The organism is Ruegeria sp. AK4 (genome assembly GCF_056541025.1).
The window spans coordinates 24,607-41,779 of sequence record NZ_JBQFXS010000010.1; the positions used below are offsets into that span (position 1 = coordinate 24,607).

Genomic DNA, 17,173 nt, shown 5'->3' on the forward strand with positions numbered 1-17,173 from the left:
CCTCGGGTGTCCGAGGGGGCCTTGGATTTAACGCAGCGCCTCGTCGCAGCGGCCACAGACACCCGCATGGGCGTGCAGGCCCACGTCTGGCAGGATTTTCCAGCAACGCTGGCATTTGTCGCCTTCGGCTTTCTCGAACAGAACCGCAATGCCTTCGATTTCGGGCACACGGAATGCTTCGGCCGGGGCCGGGTCGCCGGTCACGGTCAGACCCGAGGTGATGCACAGATCGTCCACGTCGAATGTGGCCAGCAGGTCGCGGGTGGCGACGTCTTCGACATGCACAATCGGCGCGGCCTCGAGGCTGGAACCGATCACCTTGTCCTGACGCTGCACCTCAAGCGCGGCGGTCACGGCGCGGCGCACGCGGCGGATTTTGGCCATGCTCGCCTCAAGCTCGGCATCGCGCCAATCGGCGGGCGTGTCGGGGAAGTCCACCAGATGGACCGAGCTGTCGTCGCCTTCGAAGCGTTCCAGCCAGACCTCTTCCATGGTGAAGACCAGAACCGGGGCAAGCCATGTGGTCAGGCGGTGGAACAGGATATCCAGCACGGTCCGCGCCGCCCGGCGGCGCAGGCTGTCGCCATCGCAGTACAGAGCGTCCTTGCGCACGTCGAAATAGAAGGACGACAGATCGACGGTGGCAAAGGTGAAGACAGCGCTGAACACGCCCTGGAAATCGAACGAGGCATAGCCTTTGCGCACCTGTTCATCCAGTTCGGCCAGACGGCTCAGCACCCAACGCTCCAGCCGTGGCATATCCTCGGGTGCAACCCGATCCGCCTCAGAGAAATCGGCCAGCGAGCCCAGCATGAACCGCATGGTGTTGCGCAACCGGCGATAGCTGTCGGCGGTTCCCTTCAGGATCTCCGGCCCGATCCGCTGGTCGGCGGTATAGTCGGTCTGCGCCACCCACAGGCGCAGGATATCGGCGCCGTATTGCTTGACGACCTCCTCCGGCACGATGGTGTTGCCCAGCGATTTGGACATCTTGTTGCCCTTGGCATCCAGCGTAAAGCCGTGGGTCACCACATTGCGATAGGGCGCACGGCCCTTGGTGCCACAGGCCTGCAGCATCGACGAATGGAACCACCCGCGGTGCTGGTCGGTGCCTTCCATGTAGACATCGGCGATGCCGTCCTCGGTCCCGTCCTCACGATCCCGCAGAACAAAGGCGTGGGTGGATCCCGAGTCAAACCACACGTCCAGCACGTCAAACACCTGATCGTACTCGTCGGGGTTGGCGATACCGTCGAGGATCTTCTCTTTGAACCCGTCGGTGTACCAGACGTCTGCGCCGTCCTTTTCAAACGCTGCCTTGATGCGGGCGTTGAGTTCCGCGTTGCGCAGCAGGTAATCCGCGTCGGTAGGCAGCGCACCTTTCTTGGTGAAGCAGGTCAGCGGCACGCCCCACGCGCGCTGGCGCGACAGCACCCAGTCCGGGCGGGCCTCGATCATCGAATACAAACGGTTGCGACCGGTCTGCGGGGTCCACTTCACCAGCTCATCGATGGACCGCAGGGCGCGTTCGCGGATGGTGTCCCCCATCTCGCCCATGCCGTCCTCCAGCTTGCGGTCAACGGATGCAAACCACTGCGGTGTGTTGCGATAGATGATCGGAGCCTTCGAGCGCCACGAATGCGGATAGCTGTGCTTTATCTTGCCCCGCGCCAGCAGCCCGCCGACCTCGGCCAGTTTGTCGATGATCGCCTTGTTGGCATCCCCCTCGCCGCCTTTGCGGGACAGGATGTATTTGCCGCCAAAGAACGGCAGATCCGCGCGGAAGCTGCCATCGTCCATCACGTTATAGGTGATGACCTGCTCCAACATACCCAGATCGCGGTAAAGCTCAAATTCCTCCATCCCGTGCGACGGCGCACAATGAACGAAACCTGTACCTTCGGTATCGGTCACAAACTCGGCGGCGCGGAAGTCACGGATATCGTCCCATTCGCCATTGCCACCCTCGGCCCCGGCCAGCGGGTGGGTCAGTTGGATCTTGGCCAGATCCTCCTGTGTCACGTCACACAGACGTCGATACATCGAGTCGTCCAGACGCGCGCGCGCAAACACATCCGCCGCGCGGTCGTCGGCCAGCAGATAACGCTCGCCAATCCGCGCCCAGCATTCCTCGGGGCGGCCCGTCACTTCGTAGAGGCCATAGGAAATGTCTTCGCCATACACCACTGCCTTGTTCGACGGCATGGTCCACGGAGTCGTCGTCCAGATCACCACATAGGCGTTGTCCAGCGTCACGTCGCCCGTGTTCACGACCTTGAACTTCACCCAGATGGTGAAGCTTTCCTTGTCGTGATACTCGACCTCAGCCTCGGCCAGAGCGGTCTTTTCGATGGGCGACCACATCACGGGTTTCGAGCCCTGATACAAAGTGCCGTTCATCAGGAACTTCATGAACTCGTCCGCGATCACGGCCTCGGCGTGATAGTCCATGGTTATGTAGGGATCGGGCCAGTTGCCGGTGATGCCGAGACGCTTGAACTCTTCGCGCTGGATGTCGATCCAGCCCTCAGCGAACTTGCGGCATTCCTGACGGAAATCGACGATATTCACCTCGTCCTTGTTCTTGCCCTTCTTGCGGTACTGTTCCTCGATCTTCCACTCGATCGGCAGGCCGTGGCAGTCCCAGCCCGGGACATACCGCGCGTCATGACCCATCATCTGATGCGACCGCACGATCATGTCTTTGATGGTCTTGTTCAGTGCGTGGCCGATATGCAGGTGACCGTTCGCATAGGGGGGGCCATCGTGCAGCGTAAAGGGCGCGCGGCCTTGCTTCTCGCGCAGGCGGTCATAGACGCCGATCTTCTCCCACCGCTCGAGCCATGCGGGTTCGCGTTTCGGCAATCCGGCGCGCATGGGGAAATCGGTTTTGGGCAGGTTCAGCGTGTCTTTGTAGTCAGGTGTCTGGATCGTGTCGGCGCACATTTGGGGCGTCCTTTGGATGATCTGGTCGTACTTGGATCGAAGCGGTCGGTGCGAAGTCTCAAACACCTTTGCCCGGCGTCTCGAGGATCAGAGCGCCGGGGATATAATTCGAATAATGATGGCCATCCGGTCATGCATGGCCGCGCTTATAAGACGCCCGCCCTCAATGGTCCAGAGGTTCCGGGCCTTGCAGCGAATGGCGCAGCTTGGCCCAGCGGTTGAGCCACGCCAGACCGGCCAAGGCCAGCCCCAGCGCCAGCAGCGAAAACACCCGGATCAGCCCGCCAAGGCCCGAAATATCGATCAGAAATACCTTGGCAACCGCCAGCCCGATCACCACCAGTCCTGCCTTGCGCATCAGGTCCGACCGGCGCGCGAGGGACTGGTAGAACAACACCGCGCCGATCAGCAGCAGGATCATCGTATAGGTGTAAAGCTCGGGCTGGGTGACGCCATTGCCCTGATACATGCCCCCGGCCCCCTGCCAGACATGGCGGATGGTCAGGCCCAGCCAGAAAGCCGCCAGGGCGCTGGCAGCGGCGAAGCTGGCCTGTCGCAGCAGAACGGGCATCGCCTTGATCCGCCATGCCGAGAACCCGATGGCAAACGCGGGCAGCAGATAGGCCACGGCCAGCGTGTTCAGGATCGGCGGCCCCAGCACCGGGTCGGCATATGGCGTGATCAGCGGGTTGCGCTCGGCCAGCGCCTGAAACAGCCGGAACAGGCCATGGGCAGCGAAGAAAACGGCCAGCGCGTATCGCGCATAATTCAGTTTGCCGCCCAGTTCGAACCTTTGAACCTGCGCATAAGCCAGCAACAGCCAGATAACCGAGAGCAGCCCCAGACCCCAATGGCTGTCCCCTGCACCGCCCTCGCCAAACCCTTCAAGCCAGCGCAGCAGCAGGAGGGACAGCAGAATGCCTCCGGTCGCCCAGGCGGCGCTTTCCAGCAGCAGTTTGGCAACCGGGCGCTGCAAGGGGATCAAAAGCCGCCAGCCCGCCAGAAACCCGAGTGTCGCCGAGGCATAAACCAGCGTCATTTCCCACACCGGCGCGGTATCGGCCCAATCCAGCCCCGGGTTCAGGACCAGCCGCACCGTGACGGTGAACACGCCCGCCCAGATGAACCAGCTCATCGGTGGCAGCGTGAACTTCCGATCCAGCGCGGCGGCGACCACGACTGTCGCGACCAGAGCAATCGTCAGCGCGGCAGAGCTGAGCACGATGACGCAGGCAAAGGCCAGACAGGACAGGGCAGACAAGGTCGCCAGCGCGGCGCGCATCCGGTCCTCGCCGTCCACACGCGCGAACCGTTCGGCGAGGACAACCATCAAGGCCCCTATGGCGATGGCATGCAGGGCCCATGGGTAAGCGCCGATAACCTCCGCCGGGTGCCAGCCGACCTCAAGCGCGATGGCCATGAGCGGCGCAAACAACGCCGCCGCCCCGGCCCAGACAACCGCGTATCGCCCGGCGGCAAAGGACCGCCACGCCGCCAGCAGGGTGATCAGCGCCCCCAGCGCGACCAATACTGTCACGACCCATGGATAGTCTGCCTCGGCCGTTTCAAGGTAGGTCTCGGCAAAGCTGCGCTGAACGACCCCGTGGTCCAGACCGTGCACCAGCACGACCCAGATCAGCCCGATGGCTGGCAGCACCGTCACATCCTGCAGCGCCTCCGCGTTCTTGGCCCACAGGATCAGGGCCGCAAGCAGGCCGGATGTCAGGCAAACCGCCAGCCAGAACTCATCCGATGTATCGGCCCAATGCAGCGAGAGGATGGCGGAGGTGACGGCCACCGCGCCGAAGGCAAGCCTTGTGGGAAACTCGGGCCAGGGCCTCCAGTTCGATCGCACCAGCATTTCCGTGACCAATGGCCCAGAATGGTTGGGCCGGAAACGGCGCGCAGGAATGGCGATGGCGATCAGCGCCATTGCGGTGGCGAAGATCAGGTAGCCTGGTTCGGTCATCGGCGCGCCGAGGATCACTATCAGGCTGGCCCAGTACGCTCCGAACAGGGTCAGAACCGAAATCCACGCCCAGCGCCGCACCGTGTCGATGCCCAGACCCAGCACCGCGATAACAAAGAAATAGCCATAAAGCCATGTGGGATCGTCCGAGGACCCGCCGACCAGAAAGGGGGCCGCGAACGCTCCGATCAGCCCGACAGCCGCCAGCAGCGGGCCGTGGAACCAGCCCAGAACCAGCCCCGCAAGGGCCACCAGAACCATGCCTGCCAGGGCAACCTCGGCCCCGATCAGATCGTAAAGCTGTCGGGCGGAGAGAATGCCGCCAAACAGGGTCACAAGGCCCGCGCCGGAAAAGACCGAGGGCAGATAGGCGGTGGCCGAGGCCTCATCATCACCGAACCGTCGGCGCAGGTATTCCCCGGCCCCGATCAGGACAACGCCAAAGGCCAGCGCGGCCGCAACACGTGCGGTTGGGGGCAGCAGGCCGTTTTCGACGCCGTATTGGACAAGGAAGATACCGGCCAAAGCCAGCGACAGGGCGGAAACCGCATAGAACCAGTTCTCGCGCAGCCACGCGCCCAGCGCAGTCAAGCGATCCTCGCGGAAGACAACCGGTCTCTGCGGTTCGGGCGTTGTCTGCGTTTGCGGTTCTACCTGCTGCGTTTTGGCCGGGGCCCAAGGGGCTTTCTTTGGTTTTTCTGCGGGCTTCTCGACCGGTCTTTTCGGCTCAACGGGTTCTGATGCAGCGCGATCAGCGTGCATCGCGCGCAATTGCCGCTCGAGCTGCTCGACACGGCGGCGCAGACGCGCCTGCCCCACAAGTAGCGCAATAATCGTGACCGGAATGGCCAGAATGACCAGGCCGACAAGGACAAGCAGCGATTCCAAAGGCAACCTCCGGGCGAAACCTGTTGCAAAGGCTAACGTGGTCTGGCCGGGGGTAACAGGCCGAAAATCCGCAATGATTCAAACCGTTGCGTCACGCCGGTCAGAAGCCGCCCAGCGCAGGTCGCGAGATCATGAGCCACAGAATGGCCAGCACTGCCAGAAACGCCGGAATACCGCAGAGAACCCAAAGCCTGAACAGACGGTGATAGGCCTCGGGCAATGGGCCGCCCTGCTCCACGGCGGCCTGGGCATAGGCGCGCAGGCGCAACTGGATCCAGACCACAGGCAGCCAGAACAGTCCCGTCAGCGCGTAGAGAACCAGCGACAGCGCGATCCAGCCCTCGGTCAGGGACCATCCCAACCGCCACGCCAGAAAGGCACCGGTGATCGGTTGCAGGATGACGGCGGTTGTGGTGAACCGCAGGTCGGCCCGCGCCACAATGCCCGCCGTATGGGCGATGACCCGCGCGTCGTGGCCGCGATGGGCCATCAGCATGAAAAACGCGATGCCCGCGCCGGTGCCCAACAGAACGCAGGCCCCGATCACATGCAGCCAGCGCAGGAACAGGTCGGGGTCCATCAGCGGCTCTCCAGCATTGGAATGGCAACAAGCGACAGCATCATCGCCGGTATGATCTTTACCAGCGGCCCCAGAGGGTCGAGCCACAGTTCGGGCACCGTCAGCGAAGCGGCCAGCAGATAGAACAGGGCAACACCGAACTGCGCAAGGCAAGCCCGCGCGGCGCAGGGCCGCCACAGGACGGCCAGCCCCAGCGCGATATCGACCAGCGACCAGAACAGAACGCTGAATGTCGCCAAACCAGACGGCCACCCCGCGCCGGTCAGAACGCCAGCAGACTGGCCCAGACCCAGCAGGCCGAAGAGCCCGGACAACACCCAGAACAGGCTGAGCATCGCGATGACCAGAGGCATCAGCAACGCCATCCGCGCCGCCAACCGGTGTTCGCGGGCGCAAGGTATCGTTGCGTAGATGTCATTCAGCGACGCCAGCGACCGGCCGGTGGCTGCCGCGTATGGGCCGGGGTCTCCGGTCACGCCGTCCTGCATCACGGTCATTGCGGTGCTACGCAAGGGTGACTTCCAGCCCAGTCTGGCCAATTGATCTGCAACACCCGCAATCACCCCGGTCATCCAGTGCGGCACAGAGATACGGGCCACGGCGGGCCGGAAACCCAACCACGCGCGGGTGGCGGTCAAGACATCGGGCAGCGGATTGGGCGCATCCTCGATCAGATCATAGGTTCCCTGTGGCAACTGGCCCGCGACGGCAGAGGCAACAGCGCGACACAGGTCCACCATCCCGACGCATTGAACCGGTGTTTCGGGATAGGCCACCGGCTGAACCAAAGGCACCGCCGCCAACATGCGCAGCAAGGCGGTGCCGCCATAATCCGATTGCCCGATGACCAGACCGGGTTTCAAAACCCAAAGCGCGGCCCCTGAGGTGCGCAGGGCCGCGTCGCCTGCGGCCTTGGTGCGCATGAACTCGGTGCCCGCTTCAGGCTCGGCCCCGATGGCCGAGACCTGCACGATCGCGATACCCGCCCCGGCGCACGCCTGACCCAGAGCAGCGATGGCGGTGTGGTGAACCGCCCTAAGATCGTCACTGCCGCCATCCTGCAACGCTCCGGCGCAGTTCACCACGACGTCGACATCCGAGAGGATGTCGCGCCAATCCTCTGCACGTTGAAACGCACGCAGATCGCCTTGTTTCAGTGGCATGCCGGGCAGGACTTTGGCACCCGTCGAAAGTGAGCGGACCATGCCGGTCACGCAGGCACCGCTGGCCCGCAAATCTCGGGTAACCGGCGCGCCGATGAACCCGTAAGCGCCCAGAACCAGAACGTTTTTTCCCTGCAAGTGCAACGGCATGATGGCACCTTGTCCCTTTGGCCTCACCCTAGCCGATTGGCCGCCGCAAACCAGCCGAGACAGGCCATCTGCGACAACACTGCCGGTTAGGGATGGAACAGGGACCCGACCAGATAAGCAATCGACGCGGCCAGCCCGCCGATCAGCAACGTCTCAAGCCCCGACCGCCACCACGGGGCCAGCGACCAGCGGCTTTTGAGTGCGCCGATGGCGAAAAATACCCCCATCGTCATCCATGCGGACATGGGAAAGGCGCGCTCGACCGACAAAAGAAACGGCAGCAAAGGGATCATCCCGGCCACGAGGAAGGCAAAGAACGTCGCCAGTGCAGCTTTCATCGGATGGGGATCGACGCTGCCCAGCCCATATTCGCCCTCGATCATCAGGTTGATCCAGTTGTCGTGGTTTGCCGTGATCGCCAGCGTCGCCTCGTCCAGAACGGGCCCCGACAGCCCCTTCTGCGCCAGAATTTCGCGCACCTCACCCCGCTCACCCTCGGGGTAGAGCGCGATGTGGCGTTCCTCGATCGCGCGGATGCGGCGGATATTGTCCAACTCGGCCTTGGTGCCCGAGTAATTTCCCGCCGCCATCGAGAACCCGTCGGCCAGCACATTGGCCAGCCCCAGCGCGACGATCACGAAAGACGACAGGCCCGCCCCGGCGACACCGGCCACAATGGCGAAGGTCGTCACCGATCCGTCGATCCCGCCATAAACCACGTCCCGCAACACGCCCCGGCCCGGCGGCGCGTTGATCCGGGCGGTGATTTCCTGCTGGCTGTGACCGTGATCCGTCATGGCTTGCCCTCCGTCACCTCAACTGTGCCGGAGCGGGCGCGGCCTGACCTTGCGTTGGATCAACCCTTCGAGAACAGCCCCTGCAACGCGCGCTTGATGATGCCGCGCGTGGACGGTTTGTGGCGGTCCGAGAATGGCAGGGGGCGGCAGACCTCCATCGCGGCGACGCCAACGCGGGCGCTGAGCGCGCCGTTCACCAGCCCTTCACCGAAACGCCGCGACAGTTTGCTGAGAACCGAGCCGCCCAGAACCGGTTCCAGCAGGTCATCGCCCACGGCCACAGCACCGGTGGCAACCAGATGCACGAATACGGCGCGGGTCAGCCGCCAACTGCCCAGAAACCCGGCCCGTCCGCCATAAATCTCGGCCACCCGCCGGATCATCCGCAGCGACGCTGCCAAAGCCGTCACCACATCCGCCAGCGCCAGAGGCACCAGCGCGGTCACCGTCGCGACCTGACGGGCGGCGGCCTCAACCTCGCGGCTGGCGGCGGCATCGAGCGGGGCCAGTAGCTCATCCTCGGCCAGTTGCAGCAGGCCCGAGGCATCGAACTGGTCCGCCATCCGCTCAGCCAGACGATCCCGGCCCCATCGGGTTTCCTCGCGCGCCTTGTAGAAGGCGATCAACCGGGTCGTCACCGCGCGCGCCTGCGCCAAATCCGCCTCGGCCAGTGCCGCATCTGCCGCGCGGCGCATGCCGTCCACACGCGACAGACGGCCAATCGCCGCCAGTTCGCGGATCGCGATGATCAGGGCGACCAGCACCAGAGCTGCCAGCAGCCCGGTGACGATCCACCCCAGAATGGGCGCGCGTTGGACCAGCGAGGTCGCAAAATCCCAGGCCGCGACCGAGATCGCCGCTCCGACAACCGCCAGCGCCAGCCCCCAGAACCACCGCGACAGCGCCGAGGGTTTGCGCGACGCAAATCGCGCGACGCTCTGCATCGCCTGCCCTTGCGGCTGGGCGATATCGGGCACCGGAGGGGCCTGCGCGACGTCGGCGGCAGGTTCATCCGCTTCGAGATCGATCAGAACCGGGCCCTTAGCCATCGTTCAACCCCTTGCTGCGCCAGACATATCTGATGTCCGGCAGGTTTTCGTCATTGTCTGCGCCATCGCTGCGGGCGACCTCGGCAAAGCCGTTGCGTTCGTAGAAGCGGCAGGCCGGAGCGTTGTGCTGAAAGGCAAAGAGGCTCAGGCGAGAATGCCCCGATTTGGCATGATCCAGAAGTTGCCGTCCGATCCCCTGCCCGCGCGCCGGTTCTGCCAGATAAAGCGAGTGGATTTCCGCGCCATTCAGCGCCAGAAAGCCAACAACGCCCTCATCCGTTTCGGCCACTGTCACCCAGTCCTGATCGATCATACGGCCGCAAAAGGCGATGGTCTCGGCGCAGCTGTGCAGTTCCGGCATCCAGTCATTTTCCCGCGCAAAACTGTGCAGGATTGTACCTGTCACACCGGCATCGGTGCTGCGCGCGGGGCGAAGGGTTACTGTCACAGCCGGTCTCCGATCAGGAATTGCGCCGCGCGGTCCAGCCTTATGTGCGGCGGGCCATCGCCGGGGCGCAGGGTCAGGTGCGCGGGGGCGAAGGCCATGAAACCGTAATCCTCACCCAGCCATGTGTCCGCCCCGTTTCGTGCGGGGCCGAGCAGATGCGCGGGGTCATCCGGCAGGTCCCCGGGGTAGAAGGCCGCCTGTTTGCCGCTGTCCAGCAAGGTGCCGCGCACGCAGGGCAGTTCGGCGCCGTTATGAGTACGCATCTCCTCGGTCGTGGCGCGCAGCGAGGCCAGCGACAGCGCCGCCGTTTCGGCACCCGCGAATTTGGCGCGGTCCCGAGCCTCACGCGTCAGTGCCTCCATGATCGCGGTCAGGCGGGGGTGCTGCAGGTGATGCAGGTGATCGGCCTTGGTGGCGGCAAAGAGGATACGTTCAACCCGTTTGCCCAGCAGCAACTGGCTGAGCCACGCGTTCCGGCCCGGACGGAAGGCGGACAGGATATCGCCCATCGCGCGGCGCATATCCTCGACCGCCTGCGGCCCCCGGTGGATCGCGCCCAGCGCGTCGACCAACACGACCTGCCGGTCAATCCGGGCGAAATGGTCGCGAAAGAACGGTTTGACGACCCGGGATTTATAAGCCTCGTACCGCCGCTCCATCTCGCGCTGCAGGGTGTGGCGGCGCGACGGGCCGGACATGCGCAGGGGCGCGAAGGTCAGAACCGGAGACCCGGCCAGATCACCGGGCAGCAGGAACCGCCCCGGGGTGCAGTCATAGAACCCCGCGTCTCTCGCACTGTTGAGATAGGCGGTGAAGGCCGCAGTCAAAGCCTGCGCCGTCGGTTCATCATGTGCGCTGGTTGGGTCGGCAGAATCCAGGGCCGACAGGAACGATCCCGCCTCGGCGCGCTGTTCAATGCGGGACAGCGTTTCCTGCGACCAGTCCTGATAAGACTTGTCCATCAGCGCCAGATCCAGCAGCCATTCGCCCGGATAATCCACGATATCCAGATGGACCGTGCGCGGCCCCTGCAGCCCGGCCAGCAATCCGGCGGGGCGGGCTTTGAACGACAGGCGCAGCTCGGACACCGCGCGGGTGCTGTCGGGCCAATGCGGGTTGGGACCGGTCAGGTCGGACAGGTGGGATTCATAGTCGAACCGGGGCACTGTATCGTCCGGCTGCGGCTGCAGATAAGCGGCGTTGATCCGCCCTTCCTGTTGCGCGGCAAGGCCGGTCATCCGGCCCCGATCCAGCAGGTTCGCCACCAGTGAGGTGATGAAGACCGTCTTGCCCGACCGCGCCAACCCGGTAACGCCAAGCCGGATGACCGGCTCAAAAAACGTCTCGGACACGCTGTCGCCGATGGATTCGACGCCGCGCATAAGACTGTCTGCCAGTGATGAGATGACCAAGCCGTCGCCCCGCAATTATTGTTTTGCCCAAGATAGGTAGCGGGTGCGCCACATACCAGCGCTTTCGCCCCCTTGCCCGTTCTCGCGCCGCGCTGTACCAGCGCCCCATGCCCAGATACGCGTTGAAAGTCGAATACCAGGGGGAGCCGTTTGCCGGGTGGCAGCGGCAAAAGGAACTGCCGTCAGTGCAGGGTGCCATCGAACAGGCCCTGTCCCACATCCAGCCCGGAGAGCACACGATCGCCGCCGCCGGACGCACCGATGCGGGCGTGCACGCGCTGGGGCAGGTCGCGCATTGTGACTTGGCCAAAGAGTGGGACCCGTTCCGCCTGTCCGAGGCGCTGAACTATCACCTCAAACCCCAGCCCGTCGCGATTGTTCAGGCCGCGCGGGTGGATGACGACTGGCATGCGCGGTTCTCGGCCATCGAGCGTCAATATCTGTTCCGCATCCTGATACGCCGCGCGCCTGCGACGCATGATCGGGGTCAGGTCTGGCGGATCAATCACCGGCTGGATATCGACGCGATGCAAACAGGGGCAGATATGCTGATCGGGCGGCATGACTTCACCACCTTCCGGTCCTCGATCTGTCAGGCCGCCAGCCCTGTGAAGACGCTGGACGAATTGCGCGTCGAGCAAGTTGAGGGATTCTCGGGCCCCGAGGTGCACTTCCACGTCCGCGCCCGGTCGTTCCTGCATAATCAAGTCCGCAGCTTCGTGGGCACGCTGGAGCGGGTCGGTGCATGTGCCTGGTCGCCCGAGGATGTGCGCGATGCTCTGGAAGCTGCCGATCGTGCGGCCTGCGGGCCGGTTTGTCCGCCGCAGGGTCTGTATCTGGCGCGGGTTGGCTATCCCGAGCCGGTGTTCGACTGACTCAAATCGCCCGCAGCAGCAAACCGCCGGCAATCACCACAATCAGCAAACCGGCCACCAGTTCGATGGTCGGGGCCAGAACGGAAGCAAACCGCGTGGCCGAGGCCGACGCCAGCAGCCCCCCGCGCAATCCGAATGAGGTCCAGCCCACCAGCGTCGTGACTGTCGCCGTGCCCAGTGCCATTGCAAAGGCCCCGGCGATGCCGACCATCGCGATGCCCATCTGCCATGTCAGGATCAGCACGAACAAAGCGCCGGTGCAGGGGCGGGCTGCGATGCCTGCGATCAGCACAAGCGCCTCGCGCAGGGTTCCGGCCTGGGCGACCTCTTCCGCGCTAGGGCCATGGCGGTGGCCGCACTCTGAGCAGGCCTCACCCTCATGATGGTGGTGATGATGTGCGTGGGCGGTCTGGCTGCGGTGCCGCCGGGCGAAGCTGCGAACGGATCGGAACACCAGCCACAGGCCAATCACCGCGATCGCGGCGTAGCTGATCGGGGCCATGACCCGTTCGGTCGTACCCACAAGACTTTCGCGCGACATCTGGAAGATCAGCACCCCGGCATAGACCAAAACAACAGCCGTCACCGCCTGCCCCAGACTGGACAGCACACTGATCGCGGACAAGCGCCAAAAGGCGACGCGTCGGCCCAGCCCGTAGCCGCCAATCAGAACCTTGCCGTGACCCGGACCGATTGCATGAAAGAACCCGTAGGCGAAACAGACCGTCAGCAGGGTTGCGACGGCCTCGGGCTGCTGGGCACGGGCGGCGCGCAGAGACCGGGCGATCTGGTTCTGGAACTCACGCTGCTCACCTGCGGCCCAGGCGGCCAGGCTGTCAAAGCCGCCGCTGCCCCAGAACCACAGCAGCAAGGCTATGGCGATCGCGACCGGGAAAATCAGGTATTTGGACATGAAAGGCGGATCTCGGTGGCAAATTTCTCACCCACCAGCGGGATATCGTTTTCTTCCAGATCGACATTCACATCCAGCGTTCGCAGAAACGCCTGCATCTGCGCCAGTTCCGCGTCGATATCGGGATCGACCCGTTCAAGCTGGCATGTGGCGGGTCCGGAAACGGTGACGGGGCGGTTCAATTCATAGGCGGTGTAAAACGTTTCATCAAAGGCCTTGGCGGACAGGGCATTGGCCGCAACCGCACCGCCTTCGACCGCGCGAATGTGTGATGAGACGATGCGCCCGTCTTCGGTGGTCGCAACCGCTTCGAGTGGGCCAGAAAGGGCAACGGGCGCGTCGTTTGCGGTGACCACCAGATCGCCATTGTACCCTTCGATCCACTGCGCGTCGAAGCCGTTCAGAAACTGTTCCTCGGCCTCGGTCAGAACGCCATCAGCGTCCTGATCCAGCTTCATATCCTCAAGCAGCAGCAGCGAGTAGAATTCGTCATAGGCCCAGGTCACGCGTACATGGGTCAACTGGCCCGCATCGTCGACAATGAACTCCAGCCCCGTGTCGATGAAGACATGCGGGTGCGCCAAAGCCGGGATCGGAAGGCAGCAGGTCAGAAGAGCGGTCAGCCAACGCATGCCCGAAAGATAGGGTGCGAGGGGTCCGGCGGCAACGCGTATCGCGCTCATACTGCAGAATTCAGCCGACGGGATCATGCGGGCGGGAACAGGACAAGCGTCTGCAGCGCGGTCCCCACGGGACCTTCCGTGTCATAGAGAACCGATTGTGACATCCCGATCCCGGTATCCTGCCAATGCGACACCGAATCCGAGGCCAGCCAGTCCGACACAGGCTCTCGGTGGATTTGCACGGTCAGATCGGTGTTCATGAACCCCATCTCGGACGTGGGCGCATTCCACGAGATACCGTTGCCGCAATCGGCCAAGGGGCAGAGCGCCTGAATCGGCGAGGGCCTCTCACCTTCCAGCAAGGCGGGCGTGCGCATCCAGATGGCCTTGGGGCCGGGTCCCTGATTGCCGCCTTCGGGGTAAAGCACATCGACGCAATGGGCGAAGCCTGTCAGACCATGGCGCAGTTCACCAATCGGAAAAGGCCCGTTTACCGTGGCTGCCAGCGACAAGGGGGCGGTTTGGACATTGGGCACATCCGCCATCGACTTGCGGATCAGGTGCATCGTCGTTGCGGTTGCGCACAGCGTGTCGTCAAGGTCATGCACCGTGACCTTTGTGGTCGCCAGCGTCTTGGTGTGGCGTGTGGTTTCAGCCGCCACGCGCAACCCGGCAAGGGGCAAGGGGCGCAGCAAATCCACCGTCAGGCGGGTCAGCATCTTGTCAGGGCCAACCTCGGTTTCAGCCGCACGTACGATCAGCCCGGTCACAGGTCCCGCGTGGCAATGATCGGCGGACCAGGGGCCGCGCGCCGGGTCAAGGCCGATAAACGCACCATCTTCGGCAAGGTGGAAAAAGGGCTGCGCGTCGCGATCCGCTGTCATCGGGGCTGTCATCCTGTCTCTGCGCCCCGGGGTGCAAATCACCCGGGGTTTTCTTTTGCACACCAAACGGCATAGTCACAACAAACGCCACCCAAAACCGCCCCCGTCTGGGGTGACGCGATGTCCCGGAAGGAGCAGCCCTTGGCCCTGTTGATCGATACCGGCCTGACCGACTGGATGAGCAACGCCGAAATCGCCGAATCGATTCTGCGGCTATCGCCCGACGCCGATGTGCGTACGCCCGAGACACTCGGAAACCCGCACGAGATTTCGATGATCGCGGTCGTCGGTTTGACAGACGGCCACCTGAGCCAGTTCCCCAACTTGAAACTCGTGCAGAAACTGGGGGCCGGGGTGGAAACCATCGTGGGCAACGCGAACCTGCCGCCAAATGTCCGCGTTACGCGGCTGAAACCGGATGCACCGGCGCGCGAAATTGCCGAGTGGTTTCTGGCCTATATCCTGCGCACCCAGCGCCATATGGCGTTTCACGAAGCGGCGCAGAAGCGAGCCGAGTGGCTTTCGAAAGAACCCATCCTCACGCCCGACACCGTGGTGGGCGTTCTGGGGCTGGGTCACATCGGCAATCGCGCCGCCCGCATGCTGCGCGCCGTCGGGTTTCAGGTCATCGGCTGGAGCCGTTCAGCCAAGCAGATCGACGGGGTGGAATGCCTGCATGGTCAAGACGCCCTGCCCGACATGCTGGGCCGGTGCGATCACGTGTGCGCCATTCTGCCCTCGACCCCGCAAACCACGGGTTTGTTCGACGCGGGCTTGCTGGCCGCGATGAAACCCGGCAGCCAGTTGCTGAACGCAGGGCGCGGCAACCTGATCGACGAAGAGGCGCTGATCGCCGCGCTGGACAGTGGCACACCCGGCCATGCAGTTCTGGACGTGACCCGCAAGGAACCACTGCCGCAGGACAGCCCGCTCTGGCGGCACCCGGGCGTTAAGATCACGCCGCACGTGTCGGGCTGGCATCTGGGCGATGCGCTGTCAGATGTGGCCGAGAACTTCCAGCGGCTGACAGCCGGAGCGCCGCTGCTGCACGAAGTGGACAGGGACCGGGGCTATTGAAGCCAATCCCTTAGGGGGCCAGTACCCAGTTGCCTTCGGCATCCTTGCACCGACGGGTCCGCACCTCGCGCGTCTGATCGCCCCCTTCGGGCTGAATGAAGTGCTGCAGGCGGACGCAGTTGCCATCCACGCCGTTCACCCGGATCGTGCCCTTTGATCCGGTATCTTCATTCACCCACGACCGCTCGGTCCCGTTGCCGGGGACACCACCCGCAAAAAGCGAATCCGACGCCGCGTTCAGCACTTCGAAGTCGGCGGGGCTTAAACCCATCTCGGCAATGATTCGGGACAGTGGCTTGGCGTGCGCGGCCATCGCAAAGCCCGCGATGCTTAGGGCAATGGCTGCAAAAGAAATCCGGGCTTTCATGACGGCCTCGCTTGGCTAAAATCGGTTCACCTTCAAGGATATACCCTGGCGCGGACGGGGCCAACCCCTGCGCGGGCCACCTTCAAAATATCCCGAACAAACCTATCGAAAGGCCGCAGCTAGAGGCGCGCCGTCATTCCCCGCATAGTGCCGGGCAAACGATACAAGGGCATGCGATGACACAACCAACCTATTTTGCGCCCAGCGGCGGGCATCCCGGTCAGGAGCAGCTTTTGACCGACCGCGCCATGTTCACCGAGGCCTACGCGGTGATCCCCAAGGGCACGATGCGCGACATCACCGCCAGCTACCTGCCCTTTTGGGAGGGCACCCGCCTGTGGGTCCTGTCCCGCCCCCTGAGCGGTTTCGCCGAGACGTTTTCACAATACATCATGGAGGTTCAGCCCGGCGGCGGCAGCGACCACCCCGAGACCGACAGCCGCGCGCAGGCCGTTCTGTTTGTCGTTGAAGGAACGGTTACGCTGACGCTGGGGGGTGCGATTCACCGTTTGGAAACAGGGGGATACGCCTATATCCCGCCGGGGTCGGAATGGACGCTGCACAATACCGGCGACCAGGCCGCGCGCTTTCACTGGGTCCGCAAGGCCTATCAGGCGGTTCCCGGCCTGCCGGTCCCCGACCCGATCATCACCAACGAACGTGATGTTGCCCCCAACCCGATGCCGGGCACCGAGGGGCGCTGGGCCACCACCCGCTTTGTCGACCCGCAGGATCTGCGCCATGACATGCATGTGACGATCGTGACGTTCGAACCGGGGGCCGTGATCCCCTTTGCCGAAACCCATGTGATGGAGCACGGCCTGTACGTGCTTGAAGGCAAAGCCGTTTACCGGCTCAACCAGGACTGGGTCGAGGTCGAGGCCGGCGACTACATGTGGCTGCGCGCCTTCTGCCCGCAGGCCTGTTATGCGGGGGGGCCGGGGCGGTTCCGGTATCTGCTTTACAAGGACGTCAACCGCCACATGCCGCTGACTGTCCCGACCGGCTAGAGGGTAAATTACCGACAGTTTG

15 protein-coding genes are annotated in these 17,173 nt (G+C 63.9%); 3 read left to right on the forward strand and 12 right to left on the reverse strand.

The window, feature by feature from the left end:
* Positions 1–27: 27 nt before the first annotated feature.
* The 8 genes from ileS to ACR0EZ_RS17010 all read right to left on the reverse strand — a co-directional run bounded on the left by ileS (position 28) and on the right by ACR0EZ_RS17010 (position 11,402).
* A complete protein-coding gene (gene ileS / locus ACR0EZ_RS16975) occupies positions 28–2,946 on the reverse strand; it encodes an isoleucine--tRNA ligase (protein WP_480615299.1) in 2,919 nt (972 codons plus the stop codon).
* Positions 2,947–3,109: 163 nt separating this feature from the next.
* Positions 3,110–5,803 carry a DUF2339 domain-containing protein gene (locus tag ACR0EZ_RS16980; protein WP_480615301.1) on the reverse strand — a complete coding sequence of 898 codons (2,694 nt, stop codon included), beginning with the start codon at positions 5,801–5,803 and terminating at the stop codon, positions 3,110–3,112.
* Between the two features lie 100 nt (positions 5,804–5,903).
* Positions 5,904–6,383, reverse strand: coding sequence for a DUF2269 family protein (locus ACR0EZ_RS16985; protein WP_480615303.1), 480 nt, complete (start codon positions 6,381–6,383; stop codon positions 5,904–5,906).
* The gene (locus tag ACR0EZ_RS16990) at positions 6,383–7,696 is read right to left on the reverse strand and encodes an SDR family oxidoreductase (RefSeq protein WP_480615305.1); all 1,314 of its coding nucleotides are present in this window, start codon (positions 7,694–7,696) and stop codon (positions 6,383–6,385) included. Before ACR0EZ_RS16990 ends, ACR0EZ_RS16985 begins: the two co-directional genes overlap by 1 nt.
* Positions 7,697–7,782: 86 nt before the next feature.
* A complete protein-coding gene (locus tag ACR0EZ_RS16995; RefSeq protein WP_480615307.1) occupies positions 7,783–8,493 on the reverse strand; it encodes a VIT1/CCC1 transporter family protein in 711 nt (236 codons plus the stop codon).
* A 59-nt stretch (positions 8,494–8,552) separates the two neighbouring features.
* Entirely contained in the window at positions 8,553–9,542 is a 990-nt protein-coding gene (locus ACR0EZ_RS17000; RefSeq protein WP_480615309.1) for a YcjF family protein, read from the reverse strand.
* On the reverse strand, positions 9,535–9,990 hold the full coding sequence (locus ACR0EZ_RS17005; RefSeq protein WP_480615311.1) for an N-acetyltransferase family protein: 456 nt from the start codon (positions 9,988–9,990) through the stop codon (positions 9,535–9,537). Before ACR0EZ_RS17005 ends, ACR0EZ_RS17000 begins: the two co-directional genes overlap by 8 nt.
* Positions 9,987–11,402 carry a YcjX family GTP-binding protein gene (locus tag ACR0EZ_RS17010; protein WP_480615313.1) on the reverse strand — a complete coding sequence of 472 codons (1,416 nt, stop codon included), beginning with the start codon at positions 11,400–11,402 and terminating at the stop codon, positions 9,987–9,989. Before ACR0EZ_RS17010 ends, ACR0EZ_RS17005 begins: the two co-directional genes overlap by 4 nt.
* A 107-nt stretch (positions 11,403–11,509) precedes the next feature.
* On the opposite strand from ACR0EZ_RS17010, the gene truA reads away from it, so the two are divergent.
* Positions 11,510–12,277 carry a tRNA pseudouridine(38-40) synthase TruA gene (gene truA, locus ACR0EZ_RS17015; RefSeq protein ID WP_480615315.1) on the forward strand — a complete coding sequence of 256 codons (768 nt, stop codon included), beginning with the start codon at positions 11,510–11,512 and terminating at the stop codon, positions 12,275–12,277.
* A 1-nt stretch (position 12,278) separates the two neighbouring features.
* On the opposite strand, the gene ACR0EZ_RS17020 is transcribed toward truA, so the two are convergent.
* The 3 genes from ACR0EZ_RS17020 to ACR0EZ_RS17030 form a co-directional block, all read right to left on the reverse strand.
* Complete coding sequence (locus tag ACR0EZ_RS17020; protein WP_480615317.1) at positions 12,279–13,190, reverse strand: nickel/cobalt transporter; 912 nt, start codon at positions 13,188–13,190, stop codon at positions 12,279–12,281.
* A complete protein-coding gene (locus tag ACR0EZ_RS17025; protein WP_480615319.1) occupies positions 13,175–13,822 on the reverse strand; it encodes a DUF1007 family protein in 648 nt (215 codons plus the stop codon). Before ACR0EZ_RS17025 ends, ACR0EZ_RS17020 begins: the two co-directional genes overlap by 16 nt.
* A gap of 74 nt (positions 13,823–13,896) precedes the next feature.
* On the reverse strand, positions 13,897–14,709 hold the full coding sequence (locus ACR0EZ_RS17030) for a thioesterase family protein (RefSeq protein WP_480615321.1): 813 nt from the start codon (positions 14,707–14,709) through the stop codon (positions 13,897–13,899).
* A 129-nt stretch (positions 14,710–14,838) separates the two neighbouring features.
* Here ACR0EZ_RS17030 and ACR0EZ_RS17035 point away from each other — a divergent pair, with 129 nt between their 5' ends.
* On the forward strand, positions 14,839–15,774 hold the full coding sequence (locus ACR0EZ_RS17035; RefSeq protein ID WP_480615323.1) for a 2-hydroxyacid dehydrogenase: 936 nt from the start codon (positions 14,839–14,841) through the stop codon (positions 15,772–15,774).
* 10 nt (positions 15,775–15,784) lie between these two features.
* On the opposite strand, the gene ACR0EZ_RS17040 is transcribed toward ACR0EZ_RS17035, so the two are convergent.
* The gene (locus tag ACR0EZ_RS17040) at positions 15,785–16,141 is read right to left on the reverse strand and encodes a hypothetical protein (RefSeq protein ID WP_480615324.1); all 357 of its coding nucleotides are present in this window, start codon (positions 16,139–16,141) and stop codon (positions 15,785–15,787) included.
* Between the two features lie 176 nt (positions 16,142–16,317).
* On the opposite strand from ACR0EZ_RS17040, the gene ACR0EZ_RS17045 reads away from it, so the two are divergent.
* The gene (locus ACR0EZ_RS17045) at positions 16,318–17,151 is read left to right on the forward strand and encodes a bifunctional allantoicase/(S)-ureidoglycine aminohydrolase (protein WP_480615326.1); all 834 of its coding nucleotides are present in this window, start codon (positions 16,318–16,320) and stop codon (positions 17,149–17,151) included.
* Positions 17,152–17,173 lie beyond the last annotated feature (22 nt).

What these genes read in the sequence shown, in the direction of transcription:
- ACR0EZ_RS16995 (WP_480615307.1), bottom strand. Translation starts at nt 8,493, where the DNA reads ATGACGGATCACGGTCACAGCCAGCAGGAAATCACCGCCCGGATCAAC.
- ACR0EZ_RS16985 (WP_480615303.1), bottom strand. Translation starts at nt 6,383, where the DNA reads ATGGACCCCGACCTGTTCCTGCGCTGGCTGCATGTGATCGGGGCCTGC.
- ACR0EZ_RS17020 (WP_480615317.1), bottom strand. Translation starts at nt 13,190, where the DNA reads ATGTCCAAATACCTGATTTTCCCGGTCGCGATCGCCATAGCCTTGCTG.
- truA (WP_480615315.1), top strand. Translation starts at nt 11,510, where the DNA reads ATGCCCAGATACGCGTTGAAAGTCGAATACCAGGGGGAGCCGTTTGCC.
- ACR0EZ_RS17025 (WP_480615319.1), bottom strand. Translation starts at nt 13,822, where the DNA reads ATGCGTTGGCTGACCGCTCTTCTGACCTGCTGCCTTCCGATCCCGGCT.
- ileS (WP_480615299.1), bottom strand. Translation starts at nt 2,946, where the DNA reads ATGTGCGCCGACACGATCCAGACACCTGACTACAAAGACACGCTGAAC.
- ACR0EZ_RS17030 (WP_480615321.1), bottom strand. Translation starts at nt 14,709, where the DNA reads ATGACAGCCCCGATGACAGCGGATCGCGACGCGCAGCCCTTTTTCCAC.
- ACR0EZ_RS17000 (WP_480615309.1), bottom strand. Translation starts at nt 9,542, where the DNA reads ATGGCTAAGGGCCCGGTTCTGATCGATCTCGAAGCGGATGAACCTGCC.
- ACR0EZ_RS17040 (WP_480615324.1), bottom strand. Translation starts at nt 16,141, where the DNA reads ATGAAAGCCCGGATTTCTTTTGCAGCCATTGCCCTAAGCATCGCGGGC.
- ACR0EZ_RS16990 (WP_480615305.1), bottom strand. Translation starts at nt 7,696, where the DNA reads ATGCCGTTGCACTTGCAGGGAAAAAACGTTCTGGTTCTGGGCGCTTAC.
- ACR0EZ_RS17045 (WP_480615326.1), top strand. Translation starts at nt 16,318, where the DNA reads ATGACACAACCAACCTATTTTGCGCCCAGCGGCGGGCATCCCGGTCAG.